Origin of the sequence: Bacillus sp. FS02 (genome assembly GCF_024398395.1) — a bacterium.
Classification (GTDB): Bacteria; Bacillota; Bacilli; order Bacillales; family Bacillaceae; genus Bacillus; species Bacillus altitudinis.
Window position 1 is genome coordinate 1,032,789 of the sequence record NZ_CP074101.1, and the last position, 18,153, is coordinate 1,050,941.

Here is an 18,153-nt window from a genome sequence, read left to right on the forward strand (position 1 = left end):
GCATCGGCATGTTAAAATAATGATAGACGACGTGATACGTTGAGATAGGAGGCTATTTATGAAATTCACCGAATCAGAAAAATTACATCAAGAGGCGCTGGAGCATATTGTTGGAGGGGTTAACAGCCCATCTCGTTCATATAAAGCAGTGGGCGGCGGGTCACCTGTTGCAATGGAAAAAGGCGAAGGCGCTTATTTTTGGGATGTTGACGGAAACCGTTATATCGACTATTTGGCAGCATACGGTCCAATTATTACGGGACATGCTCATCCTCATATTACAAAAGCCATCACGAAAGCAGCCGAGACGGGTGTCCTTTACGGAACACCAACGAAGCATGAAGTCACTTTTGCTAAGATGCTGAAGGAAGCGATGCCTGCTTTGGACAAAGTTCGTTTTGTCAATTCAGGGACAGAAGCTGTGATGACGACAATCCGTGTCGCTCGCGCTTATACAGGCAGAACAAAGATCATTAAGTTTGCCGGATGTTACCACGGTCATTCTGATCTTGTGCTAGTTGCGGCTGGCTCTGGACCTTCCACTTTAGGAACACCAGATTCAGCGGGCGTGCCTAAAAGTATTGCAAATGAAGTCATTACCGTTCCATTCAACGATATAGACAGCTACAAAGAAGCATTAGACCGCTGGGGTGATGAAGTAGCAGCTGTTCTTGTTGAGCCAATTGTCGGGAACTTTGGCATCGTAGAGCCTAAAGACGGTTTCCTGCAGCAGGTGAATGACCTGACTCATGAAAAAGGGGCTCTAGTCATCTATGATGAAGTCATTACAGCTTTCCGCTTTATGTATGGTGGTGCACAGGACTTGCTTCAAGTAAAACCTGACCTCACTGCATTAGGTAAAATTATCGGCGGCGGTCTTCCAATCGGCGCTTACGGCGGCAAAAAAGAAATTATGGAGCAAGTCGCCCCGCTTGGACCAGCCTACCAAGCTGGTACGATGGCAGGAAATCCCGCCTCCATCCTTTCTGGTATTGCATGCTTGGAAGTGTTAAAAGAAGACGGAGTCTACGAACGTCTGGATCAGCTCGGGGCCATGTTAGAAGAGGGAATTTTAGCCCACGCAAAAAAACATCAAGTAGATATTACAGTGAATCGCTTAAAAGGTGCTCTCACCATTTATTTTACAAAGGAAACGATTGTGAACTACGAGCAGGCTGAAAATACGGATGGTGAAATGTTCGCCCGTTTCTTTAAATTCATGCTCGCACAAGGTATTAACCTCGCTCCTTCTAAATATGAAGCGTGGTTCTTAACCATTGCACATACTGAAAATGATATTTCTGAAACGCTAAAAGCAGTAGATCATGCGTTTGAACAACTGAAACAATCATAATTAAGAGAAAAACAGATGTAAATTCATGCGTCTGTTTTTTTATTTACCAGCTCTTGATTGTCAAAAGCGAGTGAATCTGTTACATTTTTTCTCAATACCTTCTTTTGATGTTTTCATGAACTTTCAAAAATCACTTGAATATTTCGGAAGACCGCTGTATATTACTTAGTTGTTTCATCAAAATATTTATGATATATGACAAGTGGTCATCTATTATCGAAAAGAAAGGAATGCAGGGACAAAACCAATGAAACTTGGAGCCCGTATTTTAAAAACTGGTATTGCCATTGTACTCGCGCTTTACCTGGCAACATGGCTTGGGTTGCCGACACCCGTCTTCGCGGGAATTGCAGCTGTATTTGCTATCCAGCCATCTATTTATCGATCATTTTTAACGATTGTTGATCAAGTGCAAGCCAATATTATTGGAGCAGCACTTGCCATTACGTTCGGTCTGCTTTTTGGCACAGGACCCGTCATCATCGGCTTAACTGCCGTCATGGTCATTGCGATTAATTTAAAGCTGAAGATTGAACACACGATTCCGATTGCACTCGTAACCGTCATCGCGATTTTAGAAAGTGCAGGGGATCATTTCCTTTCCTTTGCCTTAATTCGAACAGCAACTGTGGTGTTAGGCGTACTTTCTTCATTTTTAGTGAATTTGATTTTCCTGCCGCCAAAGTATGAAACAAAGCTTGTTCATCACATTATGGAAAATACGGAGGAGATTTTAAAATGGATCCGTCTGAGCTCCAGACAGTCTACTGATCATTCCACTTTAAAGGATGACATCGATCAAATAAAAGAACGCATGATCAAATTAGATCACATTTACTTGTTATACAAAGAAGAACGAAGCTATTTAAAGAAAACAACTTATGTCAAATCTAGAAAGCTTGTTTTATTCAGACAGGCAATCATGACGTCTAATCGAGCGCTGTACTTGCTGAAAAAGCTTCATAAGTTAGAAAATGAAATTCATTTGATGCCAGAGCATTTCAGAGAGAGCTTAACAGATGAGATCGATTATTTACTGTATTGGCATGAACGTACCTTGATGAAGTTTGTTGGAAAAATGAAACCGCAGGACGATGATTTTCAGAATGAATGCTCTCTTCGTCTTGAAGCATTAACAAAATCATTTATTCAGCACCAGCAAAATCAAGAAAACGACTTGCTGGATTACAATATGCTGAATGTGATGTCGAGTATTATTGAATACCGTGATGAATTGGAGCATCTAGATACTTTGATTACAAGCTTCCAAACGTATCACCCAAAAGATAGTGAGATTGAGACAGAAGAAAAAGAAGCTTAAATAGAAAAGACCGATTCTTAGAATCGGTCTTATTTTATTTTCTTCATTTTAGGATCAAGGGTGTCTCTTAATCCATCTCCCATCAAGTTAAAGCCAAGAACCGTCAGCATGATCGCAATCCCCGGGAAAAATAAAGTCCATGGCGCTTGTACGAGATAAGGTCTCGCATCTGCAAGCATTTTCCCCCACTCTGGACTTGGCGCTTGTGCACCTAATCCTAAAAATCCTAAAGCCGCCGCTTCGATAATGGCTGTACCAATCGCAAGCGTCGCCTGAACGATCACCGGCACCATACTATTTGGCAGTATGTGACGAAGAACGATGCGGCGGTGTGACATCCCGACTGCCTTTGCTGCTAAGACGTATTCTTCTTGCTTAATGCTCAGCACCTTTGAACGAACGAGCCGGCCAAATGTGGGGACGTTAATAATCGCTATGGCAATAAGGGCATTTTGTAAGGAAGGGCCTAAGATGGAAACGATCGCAATCGCTAATAGAATGCTAGGAAAAGCGAGTAAAATATCAAATAGTCTTGAGATGACAGCATCCAGTAATCTACCGCCGTAACCTGCCATCAATCCAAGCAATGTCCCTAAAATAACCGACCCGAGAACGGAGAAGAAACCCACCCATAATGAAATCCGAGCTCCATGCACGACTCTAGAAAATATGTCTCTCCCGAAATCATCCGTACCAAACCAATGCGCAGCTGAAGGGGCACTAAATCGTTCGCCTAGCGACTGCTCGTTGATTCCATAAGGAGCAATGAGCGGTGCAAAGATTGCTAGGATCAGAAATAAAAAGACAATCACAGTGCCAATGACCGCCAGCTTGTGCTGAAAGAACAGTTTCATCGATTCAAGAATCAGTGATTGAGAGCGTTCTTCCTTTTGTTTAGGTGCTTGAAGCTCTTTTTGCGCTTCCATGTCGTCACTCTCCCTTCTCTAGTATTTAATCCTCGGATCAATGACTGCATACAAGATATCCACAATGAAATTGATCAGCACAAATATGAGCGCAACAACAAGAATGCCAGTTTGAATGACAGGATAATCACGATAGCTAATGGCATCGTAAATATACCGCCCAATTCCCGGCCAAGCAAAGATCGTTTCTGTTAAAATGGCTCCGCCTAGCAAGAGACCTGTTTGAAGACCAATAATCGTTAAAATCGGAATGAGCGCATTTTTCAGCCCATGCTGATAAATGATGAAAAATGAACGTACCCCTTTTGCTTTTGCTGTTCGAATAAAATCTGAATGAAGAACTTCCAGCATACTTGCCCTCGTAATCCTTGCAATAATCGCAGCAGGAATCGTTGCGAGAGCGGTACTTGGTAAAATTAAATGCTTGATGCTGTCAAAAAATTGATCAAATCGTCCTTGCAAAATCGTGTCCAGCGTATGGATATAGGTGATCGACTCTACCGGATTTCTGACGTTTTCTCGTCCTGTAGTCGGCAAAATACCTAATTCAATCGAGAATAGCCACTGTCCCATTAAGCCTAACCAGAAAATCGGCATGGACACCCCAATGAGCGCAATAAACATGGCCACATAATCAAAGAAAGAATGTTTAAACCACGCACTAATGATTCCGGCATTCACACCGACAATAATCGCCAGCAACATAGCGAAGAAAGTCAATTCTAATGTAGCAAATAAGTAAGGCTTCATTTCCTGGGCAATAGCCGCTCCTGTTCGTATGGAAGTCCCTAGATCGCCTTTTAAAAGCCCCAGCATGTAGTGACCATATTGTACGTACCACGGCTGGTCTAAACCAAGCTGAATCGTCAATTGCTCTACTGCTTCTTTCGTTGCCCGCTGTCCTAAGATGACCTGCGCCGGATTTCCAGGGATAAACCGAATAATAGAAAATACAACTAAGGTCATTCCGATCAGTACTGGAATGAGCATTCCTGCTCGCTTCATACAATAAGCAAACAAACAGCTTTCACCGCCTTTTCATTGTTTGGATAAGGGAGATCGAACGATCTCCCTTATTTGCTTATTCGAAATATACGTCAGTCAATGCTTCGGAACCAGTCGGATGCGGCTGGTAGCCTTTTAAATCTTTAGATGCTGCAAGCATTGGAATTGAATGGACTAATGGAATCCAAGGCGCTTCATCATGAATGATTTCTTGAGCTTCTTGATATAATTCATTTCGCTTCTTTTGATCCGTATCGGTCTGCGCTTCAATGAGGATGTCATGCATTTTATCGTTTTGGAAGAATGTATAGTTGTTACCGCCAATACTGTCTTTATCTAATAATGTATAGATGAAATTATCAGGATCGCCATTGTCCCCTGTCCATCCTAATAAGAACACATCTGCTTCGCCTTTACTTGCTTTATCTAAATAAGTCGCCCAATCATATGTGACGATTTCGGCTTTGACACCAACTTTTTCAAAGTTTGACTGAATGACTTCAGCTACCTTCATCCCGTCTGGCATATATGGACGCGGCACAGGCATTGCCCAAAGCTTGATGCGAAAACCGTCAGGGAAGCCTGCCTCTTTCAATAGTTCTTTTGCTTTTTCCGGATCATATGGATATGGCTCAATCTCGTCATTGTAGCCTTCTAATGACGGAGGAAGTGGATTTTTTGCTGGTTCAGCAAGCCCTCCATAAAACGACTCGATGATTGATTCTTTATCAACTGCATAATTGAGTGCCTGACGAACCAACTTGTTATCAAGCGGCTTTCTAGTCACTGTCAACCCGATATAACCTACGTTCATGGATGGTCTTTCAATCAACGCTTTGTCTGTTTTAATGCCATCTAAATCGGACGGATTGACGCCATCCATTAAGTCGATTTCGCCTGTTTTAAGCGCATTTAAACGAGCAGAGTTTTCAGGAATAGAGCGGAAGATGATTTGTTTCAGTTTTGGTTTATCTTTTTGCCAGTAATCTTCGTTCTTTTCTAAGACAATACGGTCGTTCTGCTTCCATTCTTTAAACTTAAATGGTCCTGTGCCCACTGGGTTTTCTCTAAATGAATCACCGCTTTTTTCAACTGCTGCAGGACTAGCGATACCAAATGGTGACATGGCGATGTTTTTCAGAAATGTTGCTTGCGGGCGTTTGAGTTGAAATTCAATTTCATGCTCTCCTTTGACGATGATGTCTTTAATGACATGCCCTTTATCTTTTTTATAGCCGCCAAACATGCCGTAGTAAGGAAATTTTTCGGCATCTCCATTCATCCAGCGGTCAAAGTTGAATTTTACTGCTTCTGCATTAAAGTCTGTACCATCGTGAAATTTCACACCTTCTCTTAAGTAGAACGTGTACGATTTTCCGTCCTTCGCAACATCCCATTCTGTTGCGAGGCCCGGATGGATGGTCGTGTCTTTTTCACCGTAATTCAAAAGTTTTTCAAACATATTCTCTGTGACCTTGAAGGTTTCGCCTTCTGTTGTTGTAATCGGATCAAGTGATGTAGAGTCTCCTCCTCTACCGAATACGAGAGTATCTTTTGTGGCTTTTTCTTCTGATGTTGATGAAGATGAACAGCCCCCTAAAAATAACGCAAGTGCCAGCACAAAAATGAAACTACTGAATAACCATGTCTTCTTCATTGTGTTCCTCCTTTTGATATAAATAACACGCAGCTGCATGACCTGTTTCCTCCTCATACAAAGGCGGAACAGCTTGCAAGCATTGCGCCCACCTTTTTGGACATCTTTTATAGAAAGGACAGCCATCTTCTGACACCGGGGTGGATTCTTCCGCTGACACATCCTGCGTTTCCAGCACGTGATCCATATGTGGAATGGATTTCAGAAGAAGCGATGTATAAGGATGAAGCGGCTTGTGAAATACGTCCTCCGCTGGACCCATTTCTACAATACGGCCAGCGTACATCACTGCAATTCGGTCGCTCATATACTTGACAACGCCTAGATCGTGAGAAATAAACAAGTACGTCAGAGAAAGCGTCTTTTGCAATTCGAGCATTAAATTCAATATTTGCGCTTGAACCGATACATCTAAAGCGGAAACTGGCTCATCGGCAATCACAAGACTTGGATGAGTAATTAGCGCCCTAGCAATTCCAATACGCTGCCTCTGACCTCCGCTGAATTGGTGCGCATAACGGTCTCCATAGGATGGGTCAAACCCAACAATGTGCAGCATCTCTTTCACCCGCTTTTGTCTTTCTGCTTTTGTTCCATGTTTATGAACAATGAGCGGTTCTTCTAAAATGTCTTTGATTTTCATTCGTGGATTTAAGGAAGCGTATGGATCTTGGAAAATCATTTGAATGTCTTTTCTGAAGGAACGCATGTCTCGTTCTTTCAGAAGCGTCACTTCTTTTCCTTTCATTTGGATTGAGCCAGAAGTCGGTTCGATTAATCTCATTAAGCTTTTGCCAAGGGTGGATTTCCCGCAGCCAGATTCGCCCACAATGCCGAGCGTCTCTCCTTCTTTCACGTGAAAGGACACTTGATTTAAAGCCAAAGTCGTCTGTTTGTGATTAGAAAAAAATGCCGATGTGTCATAACGCTTCGTCAGTTGATTCACTTGCAGCAGTGGGTGATTCAGTGTCTTCTCCTCCTTCCATTAGAAAACATGCGACGCGGTGATTGTGTGAAATGGATTGTAAAGATGGGTCTTTTTCAAGACATTGCGTCATTTGATATGGACAGCGTGGTGCAAATTGACAGCCGGACCGAATAGCTCCTGGCTTAGGTACATGACCCGGAATAGACATGAGTTTTTCTTTTTTCTCTTTAAATGATGGAACAGAGGCGAAAAGACCTTTCGTGTAGGGATGCAGAGGTTTTTGAAAAATACGGTCAACGGTTCCTTCTTCTACGATTCGACCGGCATACATAATCATGACACGCTGGCATATTTGCCGCACGACGCCTAAATCATGAGTAATAAATAAAATAGCGGTGTCCATCTCTTCATTTAACTTTTTGAGCAAACGAAGAATTTGTGCTTGGATGGTGACATCAAGTGCAGTCGTTGGTTCATCTGCAATCATGAGCTTTGGGTGACACAGCATCGCCATCGCAATCATCACACGCTGACGCATGCCGCCCGATAGTTCATGTGGATATTTTTTGAGTAATGACGCTGCTTGTTTCAGGCCTACCGTTTGAAGCAAATCTACTGCCTTCACTTTTGCTTCTTTTTGGCTGATAGTCTGATGTGTAAAAAGGGCTTCTGTCATTTGCTTGCCGATGGTCATGAGTGGATTGAGAGAAGTCATGGGTTCCTGAAAAATCATTGAGATGTCATTCCCTCTGACCTCTCGCCATTGTTTCTCCGACAGTGACAGCAGGTTTTGACCTTCAAATTGTATGTGACCTGTTGTTTCTGTTTGGTGATTCAGCCCCATTAAAGACATCGATGTGATGCTTTTCCCGCAGCCAGATTCGCCCACAATACCTAAGGTTTCTCCTTTTTGAATAGAGAATGAGATGTCATGAACGATCGGCACTCTCTGCTTTTTTTGCTGAAAGGCAATGGACAGCTGTTTGACATCTAGCAATACTTCTTGTTCTTTCACATCTTCACCACCCCGTCATACTTTTTAAAATTGTATTGAGACAAGCTGGGAAATATGTCATGTTTTTGACAAGCATAAAAAAGCCTATCCGCTAGAATCGGATAGGCTTCTACTAATTTAATGTTTGAATGGTAAATAGATGGCGATAGTGGCTGTCTCGGTTCATTAATTCTTCATGTGTTCCTTTTTCCACAATCTCGCCTTGTTCCATGACCACAATGAGGTCCGCATGTGTAATCGTTGATAAACGGTGCGCAACTATAAAAGTTGTGCGATCTTTTGCCAGCTTTTGCATCGCTTCTTGAATGTAATGTTCACTTTCTAAATCAAGTGCAGACGTCGCTTCGTCTAAAATAAGCAGCGGTGGATTTTTAAGAAATACCCTTGCAATTGAAATTCGTTGTTTTTGACCGCCTGATAGCTTTACGCCACGTTCTCCTACTTTCGTGTCATATCCTTCAGGAAGAGACATGATAAAATCATGCGCATTAGCCGCTTTGGCAGCCGACACAATTTTCTCAAAGGATGCTTCCGGGTCTCCCACAGCGATATTTTCTTTAATGGTGTCACTGAATAAAAATGTATCTTGGAGCACCATCCCGACTTGATTACGCAGGCTTCTTGCCTTGTACTCTTTAATATCAATGCCGTCAATTTCGAGTGATCCGCTTGTGACATCATAAAATCTTGGAATTAGGCTGACGAGTGTCGATTTCCCTCCGCCGCTCATTCCTACAAGCGCAACGGTTTGACCTTTTTCTACTTTCAAGGAGATATTGTGTAAAATCTCTTCCTGTGTATGTTCGTAACGGAACGACACATCTTTAAATTCTACCTCACCTTTTAAGTGATTGGCTTCTTTTGCATTCGGCTTGTCTGTTACTTCATACGGTTCATCAATAAACTCAAAAATACGATCCATTGATGCTACTGACTGAGTTAACGTCGTCGATGAGTTAATGAGGCGACGAATCGGGTTGTACATCCGGTCAATGTAGCCAACAAAGGCAATCATTGTCCCAATTGAAAGCGACCCGTTAATGACGGTATAGCCAGCAAAAGCAATGATGAGCAGCGGCGCAATGTCTGTGATCGTATTGACGACGGCGAATGTTTTGGCATTCCAATTCGTATGATTGATCGCTTTGTTTAAGAAATTTTTATTTTCATCGTGAAAATTCTCTTGTTCGTATTCTTCAATCGCAAAGCTGCGAATGACAGGCATTCCTTGTACTCGCTCATGCAGGTGCCCTTGTACCTCAGCCAGTGCCTGCGACCGCTCTTTTGTCAGCTTGCGAAGCCGTCCGTAAAAATACTTCACTGCTAACGCATACAGCGGAAAAATAATGACAGACACAATGGTGAGTTTAAGATCCAGTGTACACATAATGGCTATCACAATCAGGACGGTCATCAAATCAAGCCAAATGTTCATAAGCCCTGTGATGACAAATTCCTTTGTTTGCTCCACATCGTTGATAACCCTTGAAATAATTTCCCCTGTTCTCGTGTTGGCGTAATAACGAAGGCTCAACTTTTGAATGTGCGAGAACAGTTTTTCCCGAATATCAAATAATACTTTACTGCCTGTCCACTGCGCATAGTATTGTCTGTAGTACTCAACAGGCGGTCTCATCACTAAAAATAATACAAGCATGATTCCCATAATAATAAAGAGAGTGGATGTTTTTTCTTCAGCCGATCCAGAGCCTTGAATCACATCATCAATGACATACTTTAAAAGCAGAGGCAATGTTAAGGGAATCGAGAACTTAATCATTCCGATCACCATTGTCAATGCAATCTGTTTTTTATACGGTGTTACAAAAGCCATGTAACGTTTTATGACCCCCATGTAAATCTCCTTCCCAATCTATCAGTGCCTCTTATCCGTACGCAGTCAAAAACCTGTTGGCTTTGAAAAGCCAAACAGGTTTTAGCTGCTGTTACTTATTTTGTATAACGCAAAAAACGTTCATACCACATATCCACAAATTCTGGAGCAAACGGTCCCTTCCGCTGGTGAATCCAATGCAGTAATGTATTTAGATGCTCTCGTAAGATACTATCGATTTCTTTTGGATAATTCATCTGCCTCTTATGATCTGCATATTCATCCTCATCCAAAATATTATACGTCATGTCCGGAAAGACTTTGACATCTAAGTCGTAATCAATATACTTAATCGCCTCTTCATCTGTCGCAAAAGGAGAGCTGATGTTGCAGTAATAATACACCCCATCATCTCGAAGCATCCCAATGACATTAAACCATTGTTTTGCATGAAAATAGCAAATAGCCGGTTCTCTTGTCATCCATGTTCGGCCATCGGATTCAGTCACCATTGTTCGATCGTTTGCACCAATGATACACAATTCCGTTGCTTTCAGAATGGTGGTTTCATTCCAAATCCTGTGGATCAAGCCATTATGTTTATAGCTTTGAATTTGGATGGTTTCTCCTTCCTTGGGATAGCCCATATTTTCTCCCCTACTTTCTATAACAAACAAACCTAACAGTCCAAAGACCTAATTTCCCAACTAAACATGTCTCTATTATATTATACCGTTACATCATTAAAAAATGAAATGAAAAAGCCATTCAACCCAATTGAACGGCACACTCTTTTACATCACGGTTGAGCTCTTCTCCATTTGTTTATACGAATTGATGACTTGTTTAGTCTGTTTTGTAAATAGTGTCTGGACTTTTTGCAGTTCCTCTCGTTTCTGTTTGATTTGATCATGAAGCTTATGCCGCTCTTCCTTTTTTTCACCTTGCAGCAATCGTTTTTCTGTCTCTAAGTACAGATCGAGTTCTCCTTGTACATCGAGCAGCTGATCCATAAGCTGCATTTGTTCTCTGACAAGCTGATCGAAATCAGACATCTAACTCCTCCCTTTCATTCGTATCGACTTTTTGTATCTATACCATTTCTTGAAAGAAGGAAGAAGTCCTTTGACTGTTTATGTAGAGGTTTTACAGGTTTTGTCGGATAGTGATGACAGGCAAAAAGAAAAGCACTTCATTCGTAGATGAAGTGCTTCCCTTTGTTTCAGTGATTAGCTGTTTTGTTGTTTGTTTTGCTCAGCTTTTTGGTTGTATTTTTTTACGTGCTGTGCGTCAGTCTCGCTAGCAAATTCAGTGCCATATTGACCGCCTTGTGCAGCAGCTTGGTTTTGTTTTTTCACTTGTTGTGCGTTTGTTTTGTTTTGTTGTTTATCCATCATTATCACCTCCACGCACATTAATTTGTGCAGAAGGTGTACATCTTATTCATGATTTTTTTAAACAAGCAAAGAACGTCCGCCATCGACGATAATCGTCTGTCCTCTAATCATATCTGCTTTGCCTGATACAAGGAATTCTACACTGTCGACCATGTCTTTAATTTCCACCATACGGCCTGCTGGTGTATTTTTCTTAGCGTCTTCTAATAGCTCTTCACGATTCGGGAAGTGCTTGAGTGCATCTGTATCGATGGCGCCGCCTGATACGGCATTTACGACGATATTTTTTTGTGACAACTCAACGGATAGGTAGCGTGTCAACGCTTCTAGTGCTGCTTTAGATACACCGACCACCGTGTAGTTTTCAAGGTAGCGGATGGAGCCTAGTGAGCTAATGCTGACGATATGTCCGCCGCCGTTTTTCTCCATTAATTTGGCTGCTTCTTGTCCGCAGAATAACAAGGCCTTCGCATTGATATTCATGGTCCAGTCCCAATGATTTTCTTCAAGATCCATGATTGGGCGCTGAACGCCAGATGCCGCATTGTTCACAAATACGTCTAAACGGCCAAACGTTTCGTCAATTTGCTGGAACATGTCTTTGATTTTCTCTGGCTGACCAACGTTGGCTTTGACAACTAATGTTTTAACACCCATCGCTTCAATTTCTTCAGCTGTTTCAAGTGCTGCTTTTTTGCTTCTTGCATAGTTAATGACAATGTCATATCCTTTTTCAGCCAGGCGAAGGGCTACTTCTTTCCCGACACCTCTACTGCTGCCTGTAATTAGTGCACATTTACGCTTGTTCATTATGGTTCATCTCCTGATTTGAATAGTTTTCGTCCATTCGCTTCACACTAATAGGAAAGTTCCTATTAGGAGGTTACATTCATGTATGTCGGACGCGATTTAAGCCAGCTTGGCATGATGTCAAAGGATCAATGGAAAGATACTGAGCTTGCTTTTTTTCATCATGCTTTCCAACAAATTTTACCTTATTTAAACGAAGAAGGGCAATCTAAGTATCGAGAAATCATTTCTGAAATTGAAAACCGCGGGGGTCTGCACCGAAATGAAGCCGATTATACCCATGGTACAACGGTTAAATATGACTAGGCTGTTCAAGTGCCATCTTCCATATTTTTTGATGTGAGACTGGCAAAGCATATGCCTCAAATTCTTCTGTTGTGACTTTTTTCAGCATCGTGTCATTAGATACAGAGGTCACACGTCCAAAGAAAACAGAAATATTCCAGATGAGGTGGGTAAATACATGTTGAATGGTGCCTTCTAAATCACCAAGTTCTGCTTGTACACCCGCTTCCTCTTTTAAGAAATCAATCAGCTGCTCTTTTTCCGTTTTTCTTCCCTTCATTGTTTCCATGTTTGGGAACTCCCATAAATTCGCAAGCAGACCTGTACTTGGACGCTTATGAATATAGAGGTGGCCTGCATCATCAAATAACACCACCGCTGCCATTGATTTCGCAGTCGGCTTTTTCTTTTTACTTTTCACCGGCAGCTCATGCTGAACGCCTTCCTCCAGTGCTGAGCAATGCATGTTTACAGGACAAATGAGGCATGCAGGAGAGGTTGGGGTGCAAATAAGTGCACCTAGCTCCATTAGCCCTTGATTGAATTCTGACGGCTTTTCCCGGGAAATGAGCTGATCAACCGCAAATTCGAAAATGTTTCTCGTTTTTGGTTTTGCAATATCATCCCATATGGACAAGATACGGGAAATGACCCTCATCACGTTGCCGTCTACCGCAGGGTATGGCTTGTTATAAGCGATACTCAGCACTGCGCCGCTCGTATACGGACCTACACCTTTCAGCTTTGAAAATTGTTCTTTCGTATCAGGGACAACGCCCTCGTAGGATTCATATACTTCTTTCACAGCTGCCTGTAAATTACGCACTCTTGAGTAGTAGCCCAGACCTTCCCATGCTTTCATGACCTTTTCTTCATCAGCTAGTGCGAGATCTTTCACCGTCGGGAATTGCTCCATAAACCGATTGAAGTACGGAATGACCGTATCCACTCTCGTTTGCTGGAGCATCACTTCTGATACCCAGACGCGGTATGGATCTTGATTTTCACGCCATGGAAGTGTTCGTTGTTCTTTTTCATACCAATCGATTAAATCATGCTGAAAACCCGCAATATCTTTGCGGTCCAGCTTTTCTTGAATGTCTTTCATCTCTATACTCCTTCTTATCGAACCGAGAGCTAACGTTCTGAAAAGAACCTTATTTGTTGTATACTGTTTGTAGATACGTTAACATGTTACATTAAATCGGGATAAAGCAAAAGTGATTTTGCACATAGTCTTGATGAGAAACGTATACTTTGTATGATTGTTCCTAAGCATGACAACTAGGAGGTAATCAATTGGACACTGGTACTCATGTAGTAATGGGCATTTCTCTTGGGGGACTTGCGCTTTTAGATCCAGCCGTCAGCGCAGATCCACACATGGCACACGCCGTGATGATCGCGACCATCGCCGGCTCCCAAGCACCAGACATTGATACTGTGCTAAAACTAAAAAATAATGCAGTTTATATAAGAAATCACCGGGGATTTACTCATTCCATTCCGGCTGTACTGTTTTGGTCATTGCTAATTCCTGCTGTGATTTTCCCATTTGTGCCGGGGGCGAATTTACTTCACCTTTGGTTATGGACACTATTAGCCGTCGTGCTTCATGTGTTTGTCGATATATTCAATGCATACGGCACACAGGCCATTCGTCCATTTTCAAAGAAATGGGTAGCGCTTGGGATCATTAACACGTTTGATCCGTTTATCTTTTTTACCCATCTTGTCGCCATTGTCGTTTGGGCGATTGGCGGGCATCCCGGCTATACGTTTATTACGCTGTATGCCGTGATTTTCTGTTATTATATCGTCAGGGTCATCATGCAGCTTCAGATTAAACGTCAGCTGCGTGCACGATTCGATGAAATTGAAGACATTATTATTTCGCCTACAATGAAGTTCAGACAATGGCGCATTGCCGTGAAATGTAAATCCTCTTTCCATGTTGGACGCAGTATGAATGGTGAGATCATCATTTTAGACACCTTTAACCGTGTGCCGGTCCCTGATACAGAGATTATGAAAATTGCCAAGCAAGACGAAAACATTTCAGCCTTTCTCTCCTTCTCCCCTGTCTACCGGTGGGAAGTGGATAAATACAAGGACCATTATGAGGTACGGTTCATTGATTTGCGCTACCGCAGCAAAGGTCACTATCCTTTCGTCGCGATCTGCCATATCGACATGGACCACCAAATCAAAAATTCCTATACCGGCTGGATTTTCAGTGAAGAAAAACTGCAAAAAAAATTAAGACTCGGCTCTGTGTGAGCGAGTCTTTTTTTGTGCTTACATCTTCGTCATATATTCCACAATAAACTCCCAAAAGCCAGGTCCTTCTTGGTAAATCAGCCAGTCTACTTTTTCGATGAGTTTGATATAAAGTTCTTGTTCGAGGTCTTCTCTTTCTTGATATGCCGTGTTTTGTAGTTTCTTTTTGATCATGGGTGTGAAGGTTTCAATGAGTTCTTCCATTTCTCCATTGGTCATTTTTTCTTCGTTCACGGACATCTCCCCCTGTTTCTTCTTTTAGTTTGTTGAGTGCTTTTTTGTGGATGTTTGAGATGTTTTGTCTCGTTTCGCCTAGCCGGTCGGCTATTTCTTTCATTGTTTGACCTTCAACATAAATATGGGTTAAGACCATTTTTTGTTTGTCTGTGAGCTGCTGGTAGGCCTTGTACAATCTTTGATCTTGCAGGTGCTCTCCTAAGTCTTGCTGGTTGAAGAGCACGGCTTCATACGTATCGGTTTGAACAGGGTCTTTCACTTCTTGCGTATCAGGATGATCAAGTATGAGCGGAAAACGCTGCTGTTTCTTTTTTACTCGTTTGTCAAAGTCGACTGAAAAGATGCGGATCATTGTGGAAATATACTTGATGATGCGGATTTTTTGATAAAACTGTTTGAACTCGGAATCTAGTTTTTTCGCATTTTCTTCGTTTGGCTCTTCCATGACTTGCCGGAGCAGCTGCTGGTTTTTAGGATTGCTTAAAAATTGCTGAATGAGCGGGTGGTCAACGATTTCTTTCCATTTTGCTTTCAATAACAGCCGATAATCCATGTGCATCCTCCCCTTTGTTCTCTCTACTTGCATTAAGTGGACAAAAGTTAAAAAAAGTAAACTTTGTGAAACGGGTCTAATGGTTCATTTTCTCCCCCTTTAATTTCCTATTTCTTCTTTCATACCACTTATAGAGAAGACGAGCATCCGCTGGGAGGTGAGACAAATGGAGACCTTTTTTTCGGAGGAATGGTTGAAGCAGCTCGGTCAGGCTGGCTTTCCTGCCATTTTGACGGTTTATTTGCTGACACGTTTTGAACGAAAGTTTGATGAATTAAGTAAGCTCATCCAACGATTGGTCGCTGTTCAAAAAAATGATGAATCAGATTGACATCTTCTTGATTCGTTTCACCTTATGAAAGCGAGGGCGAAATGAAAGGCCTTTTGTCACCTCACACAATACGATGTTGAAAGGGGATTTTAACATGAGTGAAAAGCAAAATGGGGTACCACAGCCGATTCGAGGAGAAAAAGGAGCAACGGTCAAAATTCCACGTAATCTCGAGCGAGACAGACAAAACCCAGATATGCTCACGCCACCAGAAACCGATCATGGAACGGTTCCCAACATGAAATATTCTTTTTCTGATACGCACAACCGTTTAGAAAAAGGTGGTTATGCAAGAGAAGTCACGGTGCGTGAACTGCCAATTTCTAAAAGTCTTGCCTCTGTGAACATGCGGCTAAAGCCTGGTGCGATTCGCGAGCTGCACTGGCATAAGGAAGCGGAATGGGCGTACATGATTTATGGGGAAGCACGAATTACATCGGTTGATGCAGAGGGGCGCAATTTTACAGAGGATGTGACAGAGGGTGATTTGTGGTACTTCCCTTCTGGCTTGCCGCACTCTATCCAAGCACTTGAACCGGGAGCTGAATTCTTGCTTGTGTTTGATGATGGATCTTTCTCTGAAAATAGTACGTTCCAAGTGACTGATTGGCTTGCCCATACCCCAGAGGAAGTCGTTCTCCAAAACTTTGGAATGACAAAGGAGCAATTTAAGAAGCTACCAGAGAAAGAGAAGTATATTTTCCAAAAAGGAATTCCTGGTTCCCTTGAATGTGACAAGGTGCAAACAGAGCAAGGGGAAGTCCCAAATTCTTTTAAATATGAATTGTTAAAGCAAGAGCCGATAACGTCAAGCGGTGGACAAGTGTGGATTGCGGACTCTACCAATTTCAAAGCGTCTAAAACGATTGCATCCGCTCTTGTGAAAGTTGATCCAGGTGCCATTCGTGAGCTGCACTGGCATCCAAATACGGATGAATGGCAATATTTCATTTCTGGAAAGGCACGAATGACGGTCTTTGCTTCTGATGGACATGCGAGAACCTTCAACTATCAGGCGGGAGACGTTGGCTATGTGCCATTTGCGATGGGGCATTATGTAGAAAATACAGGTGACGAACCGCTTTATTTCTTAGAAATCTTCAAGAGTGATCATTATGCAGATATCTCACTCAATCAGTGGCTTGCGGTCACACCGAAACAGCTTGTTTTGGATCATTTAGATCAAGGTGAAGAATTCTTGAAATTGCTTGATACTGAAAAACATCCTGTCATCGCTGCACCTAAAAAAGAGGATTAATTCTACCTTCCTGCAAAAAGGCTGTCCTTTTTGCAGGTATCTTCATGTAAAGGAGTGTTGTTTACCCATGCAGCAATCTGTTCACGCTTTATGGCAAGGGCTGAAATGGCTGATGGCGATATCAGTTATCTGTTACATATTTTTGTTGTTTTGTGTGCTGTTCTTTCATTTGACCGGTGCTTTTTACCAATCGGTTTTATCGCTGCTACTGTTTATGGGCATCTACGTCGTACTCGGGATCTCTTTTGAACATCTGGAACACGTGCTCATGCGGTTTCTTCGTAAGTGTCGGTCCAAAAAACGATCCATCGTTTTCTATACCGTTTTATTTCACCTTTTGTTTATTTGGGGTGCTGTCTACTTATCAGATGAATTGGTTGACGGCATTTTGCTGACTACTTCTGAAGAAATTCTCTTTGCGCTAAGTCTTTGGCTATTTCATTTTTTGTTTGATTATGCGTCGTTTTCGTTTGATAAGGAAGCTTCGTGAGGCGCTATCGTCTTTCTGTAGAGAGCGCTTGTTTGACCTGCTCCATATGATGGAGATCATGTTTAATCAAACCTTGAAAATAACTTGATAACGTCAGCTCGGTTTGACCGATCAGAAAGGGTGTAGCCCAGCGAGATGCTTCGATTTTCTTCATTTCTTGAAGCAATTTTGTTCTAACAGCAATAAATCGCCCGATCGTCTCGCTTCTCTCTTCCTTTCTTGCTCTTTCGGCTGACTGCTGATTCATTTCATGCACATCAGGTGCCTGAGGTAACGCTTTATTGTTCCAAAATTCCTTTAGGCGATCGTGTAAAATAAATTCATCCCATGGAACGAAATGTGCGATAATCTCAGCAATGCTCCACTTTCCATCAGCGATGGCGCTACGCCATTCTTCTTCTGTTACTTCCGTTAGTGACTGTACCCATTCAAGGGTGTGTTCATAGTGTTTTATCACGGTGTCTTTGTTCAT

At 42.2% G+C, this 18,153-nt stretch carries 20 protein-coding genes and 1 pseudogene; 7 read left to right on the forward strand and 14 right to left on the reverse strand.

Translation table 11 applies throughout. The features are described 5' to 3' along the window. Nucleotides 1–58 precede the first annotated feature (58 nt). Nucleotides 59–1,354: a glutamate-1-semialdehyde 2,1-aminomutase gene (locus KFQ09_RS05345; protein WP_008341922.1), complete on the forward strand. Its 1,296-nt coding sequence runs from the start codon at nucleotides 59–61 to the stop codon at nucleotides 1,352–1,354. Between the two features lie 247 nt (nucleotides 1,355–1,601). After that, nucleotides 1,602–2,675, forward strand: a complete 1,074-nt coding sequence (locus KFQ09_RS05350; protein ID WP_025206980.1) for an FUSC family protein — start codon at nucleotides 1,602–1,604, stop codon at nucleotides 2,673–2,675. Between the two features lie 29 nt (nucleotides 2,676–2,704). Here KFQ09_RS05350 and KFQ09_RS05355 read toward each other — a convergent pair whose 3' ends face one another. The 10 genes and pseudogenes from KFQ09_RS05355 to fabL form a co-directional block, all read right to left on the reverse strand. Beyond that, nucleotides 2,705–3,601, reverse strand: coding sequence for an ABC transporter permease (locus KFQ09_RS05355; protein ID WP_007496739.1), 897 nt, complete (start codon nucleotides 3,599–3,601; stop codon nucleotides 2,705–2,707). A gap of 18 nt (nucleotides 3,602–3,619) precedes the next feature. After that, nucleotides 3,620–4,621 carry an ABC transporter permease gene (locus KFQ09_RS05360; protein WP_017358852.1) on the reverse strand — a complete coding sequence of 334 codons (1,002 nt, stop codon included), beginning with the start codon at nucleotides 4,619–4,621 and terminating at the stop codon, nucleotides 3,620–3,622. Between the two features lie 61 nt (nucleotides 4,622–4,682). Then, nucleotides 4,683–6,263, reverse strand: coding sequence for an ABC transporter substrate-binding protein (locus KFQ09_RS05365; RefSeq protein WP_255836077.1), 1,581 nt, complete (start codon nucleotides 6,261–6,263; stop codon nucleotides 4,683–4,685). Next, the gene (locus tag KFQ09_RS05370) at nucleotides 6,238–7,215 is read right to left on the reverse strand and encodes an ABC transporter ATP-binding protein (protein ID WP_081038904.1); all 978 of its coding nucleotides are present in this window, start codon (nucleotides 7,213–7,215) and stop codon (nucleotides 6,238–6,240) included. Before KFQ09_RS05370 ends, KFQ09_RS05365 begins: the two co-directional genes overlap by 26 nt. Further along, nucleotides 7,184–8,206, reverse strand: a complete 1,023-nt coding sequence (locus tag KFQ09_RS05375; protein ID WP_144684891.1) for an ABC transporter ATP-binding protein — start codon at nucleotides 8,204–8,206, stop codon at nucleotides 7,184–7,186. Before KFQ09_RS05375 ends, KFQ09_RS05370 begins: the two co-directional genes overlap by 32 nt. A gap of 112 nt (nucleotides 8,207–8,318) precedes the next feature. Beyond that, on the reverse strand, nucleotides 8,319–10,061 hold the full coding sequence (locus KFQ09_RS05380; RefSeq protein WP_007496730.1) for an ABC transporter ATP-binding protein: 1,743 nt from the start codon (nucleotides 10,059–10,061) through the stop codon (nucleotides 8,319–8,321). Nucleotides 10,062–10,156: 95 nt separating this feature from the next. Further along, a complete protein-coding gene (locus KFQ09_RS05385; RefSeq protein WP_008341956.1) occupies nucleotides 10,157–10,687 on the reverse strand; it encodes a nucleoside tri-diphosphate phosphatase in 531 nt (176 codons plus the stop codon). 147 nt (nucleotides 10,688–10,834) lie between these two features. Further along, complete coding sequence (locus KFQ09_RS05390; RefSeq protein ID WP_206116094.1) at nucleotides 10,835–11,095, reverse strand: YgaB family protein; 261 nt, start codon at nucleotides 11,093–11,095, stop codon at nucleotides 10,835–10,837. 174 nt (nucleotides 11,096–11,269) lie between these two features. Beyond that, nucleotides 11,270–11,419, reverse strand: a pseudogene (locus KFQ09_RS05395) (gamma-type small acid-soluble spore protein); the annotation flags it as partial. 75 nt (nucleotides 11,420–11,494) lie between these two features. Further along, entirely contained in the window at nucleotides 11,495–12,247 is a 753-nt protein-coding gene (fabL, locus tag KFQ09_RS05400) for an enoyl-[acyl-carrier-protein] reductase FabL (RefSeq protein ID WP_007496726.1), read from the reverse strand. A gap of 81 nt (nucleotides 12,248–12,328) precedes the next feature. Between fabL and KFQ09_RS05405 the strand changes: the two genes are divergently transcribed. Continuing rightward, entirely contained in the window at nucleotides 12,329–12,553 is a 225-nt protein-coding gene (locus KFQ09_RS05405) for a hypothetical protein (protein WP_008341962.1), read from the forward strand. Here the strand turns inward: KFQ09_RS05405 and mutY are convergent. Next, a complete protein-coding gene (gene mutY / locus KFQ09_RS05410) occupies nucleotides 12,540–13,640 on the reverse strand; it encodes an A/G-specific adenine glycosylase (protein ID WP_224559682.1) in 1,101 nt (366 codons plus the stop codon). The genes KFQ09_RS05405 and mutY overlap by 14 nt on opposite strands. A gap of 191 nt (nucleotides 13,641–13,831) precedes the next feature. On the opposite strand from mutY, the gene KFQ09_RS05415 reads away from it, so the two are divergent. Then, nucleotides 13,832–14,812 (forward strand): metal-dependent hydrolase, encoded by a 981-nt coding sequence (locus KFQ09_RS05415; RefSeq protein ID WP_008341965.1) that lies wholly within the window; start codon nucleotides 13,832–13,834, stop codon nucleotides 14,810–14,812. Nucleotides 14,813–14,830: 18 nt separating this feature from the next. On the opposite strand, the gene rsoA is transcribed toward KFQ09_RS05415, so the two are convergent. Together rsoA and KFQ09_RS05425 are read right to left on the reverse strand one after the other, a co-directional pair. Beyond that, the gene (gene rsoA / locus KFQ09_RS05420) at nucleotides 14,831–15,052 is read right to left on the reverse strand and encodes a sigma-O factor regulator RsoA (protein WP_148666208.1); all 222 of its coding nucleotides are present in this window, start codon (nucleotides 15,050–15,052) and stop codon (nucleotides 14,831–14,833) included. Continuing rightward, nucleotides 15,000–15,602 carry a sigma-70 family RNA polymerase sigma factor gene (locus tag KFQ09_RS05425; RefSeq protein ID WP_110487602.1) on the reverse strand — a complete coding sequence of 201 codons (603 nt, stop codon included), beginning with the start codon at nucleotides 15,600–15,602 and terminating at the stop codon, nucleotides 15,000–15,002. The genes rsoA and KFQ09_RS05425 overlap by 53 nt, the downstream gene beginning before the upstream one ends. Nucleotides 15,603–15,768: 166 nt before the next feature. Between KFQ09_RS05425 and KFQ09_RS05430 the strand changes: the two genes are divergently transcribed. From KFQ09_RS05430 to KFQ09_RS05440, 3 genes are all read left to right on the forward strand, one after another. After that, the gene (locus tag KFQ09_RS05430; protein WP_003217819.1) at nucleotides 15,769–15,933 is read left to right on the forward strand and encodes a YvrJ family protein; all 165 of its coding nucleotides are present in this window, start codon (nucleotides 15,769–15,771) and stop codon (nucleotides 15,931–15,933) included. Between the two features lie 94 nt (nucleotides 15,934–16,027). Beyond that, entirely contained in the window at nucleotides 16,028–17,191 is a 1,164-nt protein-coding gene (locus tag KFQ09_RS05435) for an oxalate decarboxylase family bicupin (protein WP_017358845.1), read from the forward strand. A 67-nt stretch (nucleotides 17,192–17,258) separates the two neighbouring features. Further along, the gene (locus KFQ09_RS05440; RefSeq protein WP_110487603.1) at nucleotides 17,259–17,681 is read left to right on the forward strand and encodes a regulatory YrvL family protein; all 423 of its coding nucleotides are present in this window, start codon (nucleotides 17,259–17,261) and stop codon (nucleotides 17,679–17,681) included. Nucleotides 17,682–17,685: 4 nt separating this feature from the next. Here KFQ09_RS05440 and KFQ09_RS05445 read toward each other — a convergent pair whose 3' ends face one another. Further along, complete coding sequence (locus KFQ09_RS05445; protein ID WP_025206969.1) at nucleotides 17,686–18,153, reverse strand: DinB family protein; 468 nt, start codon at nucleotides 18,151–18,153, stop codon at nucleotides 17,686–17,688.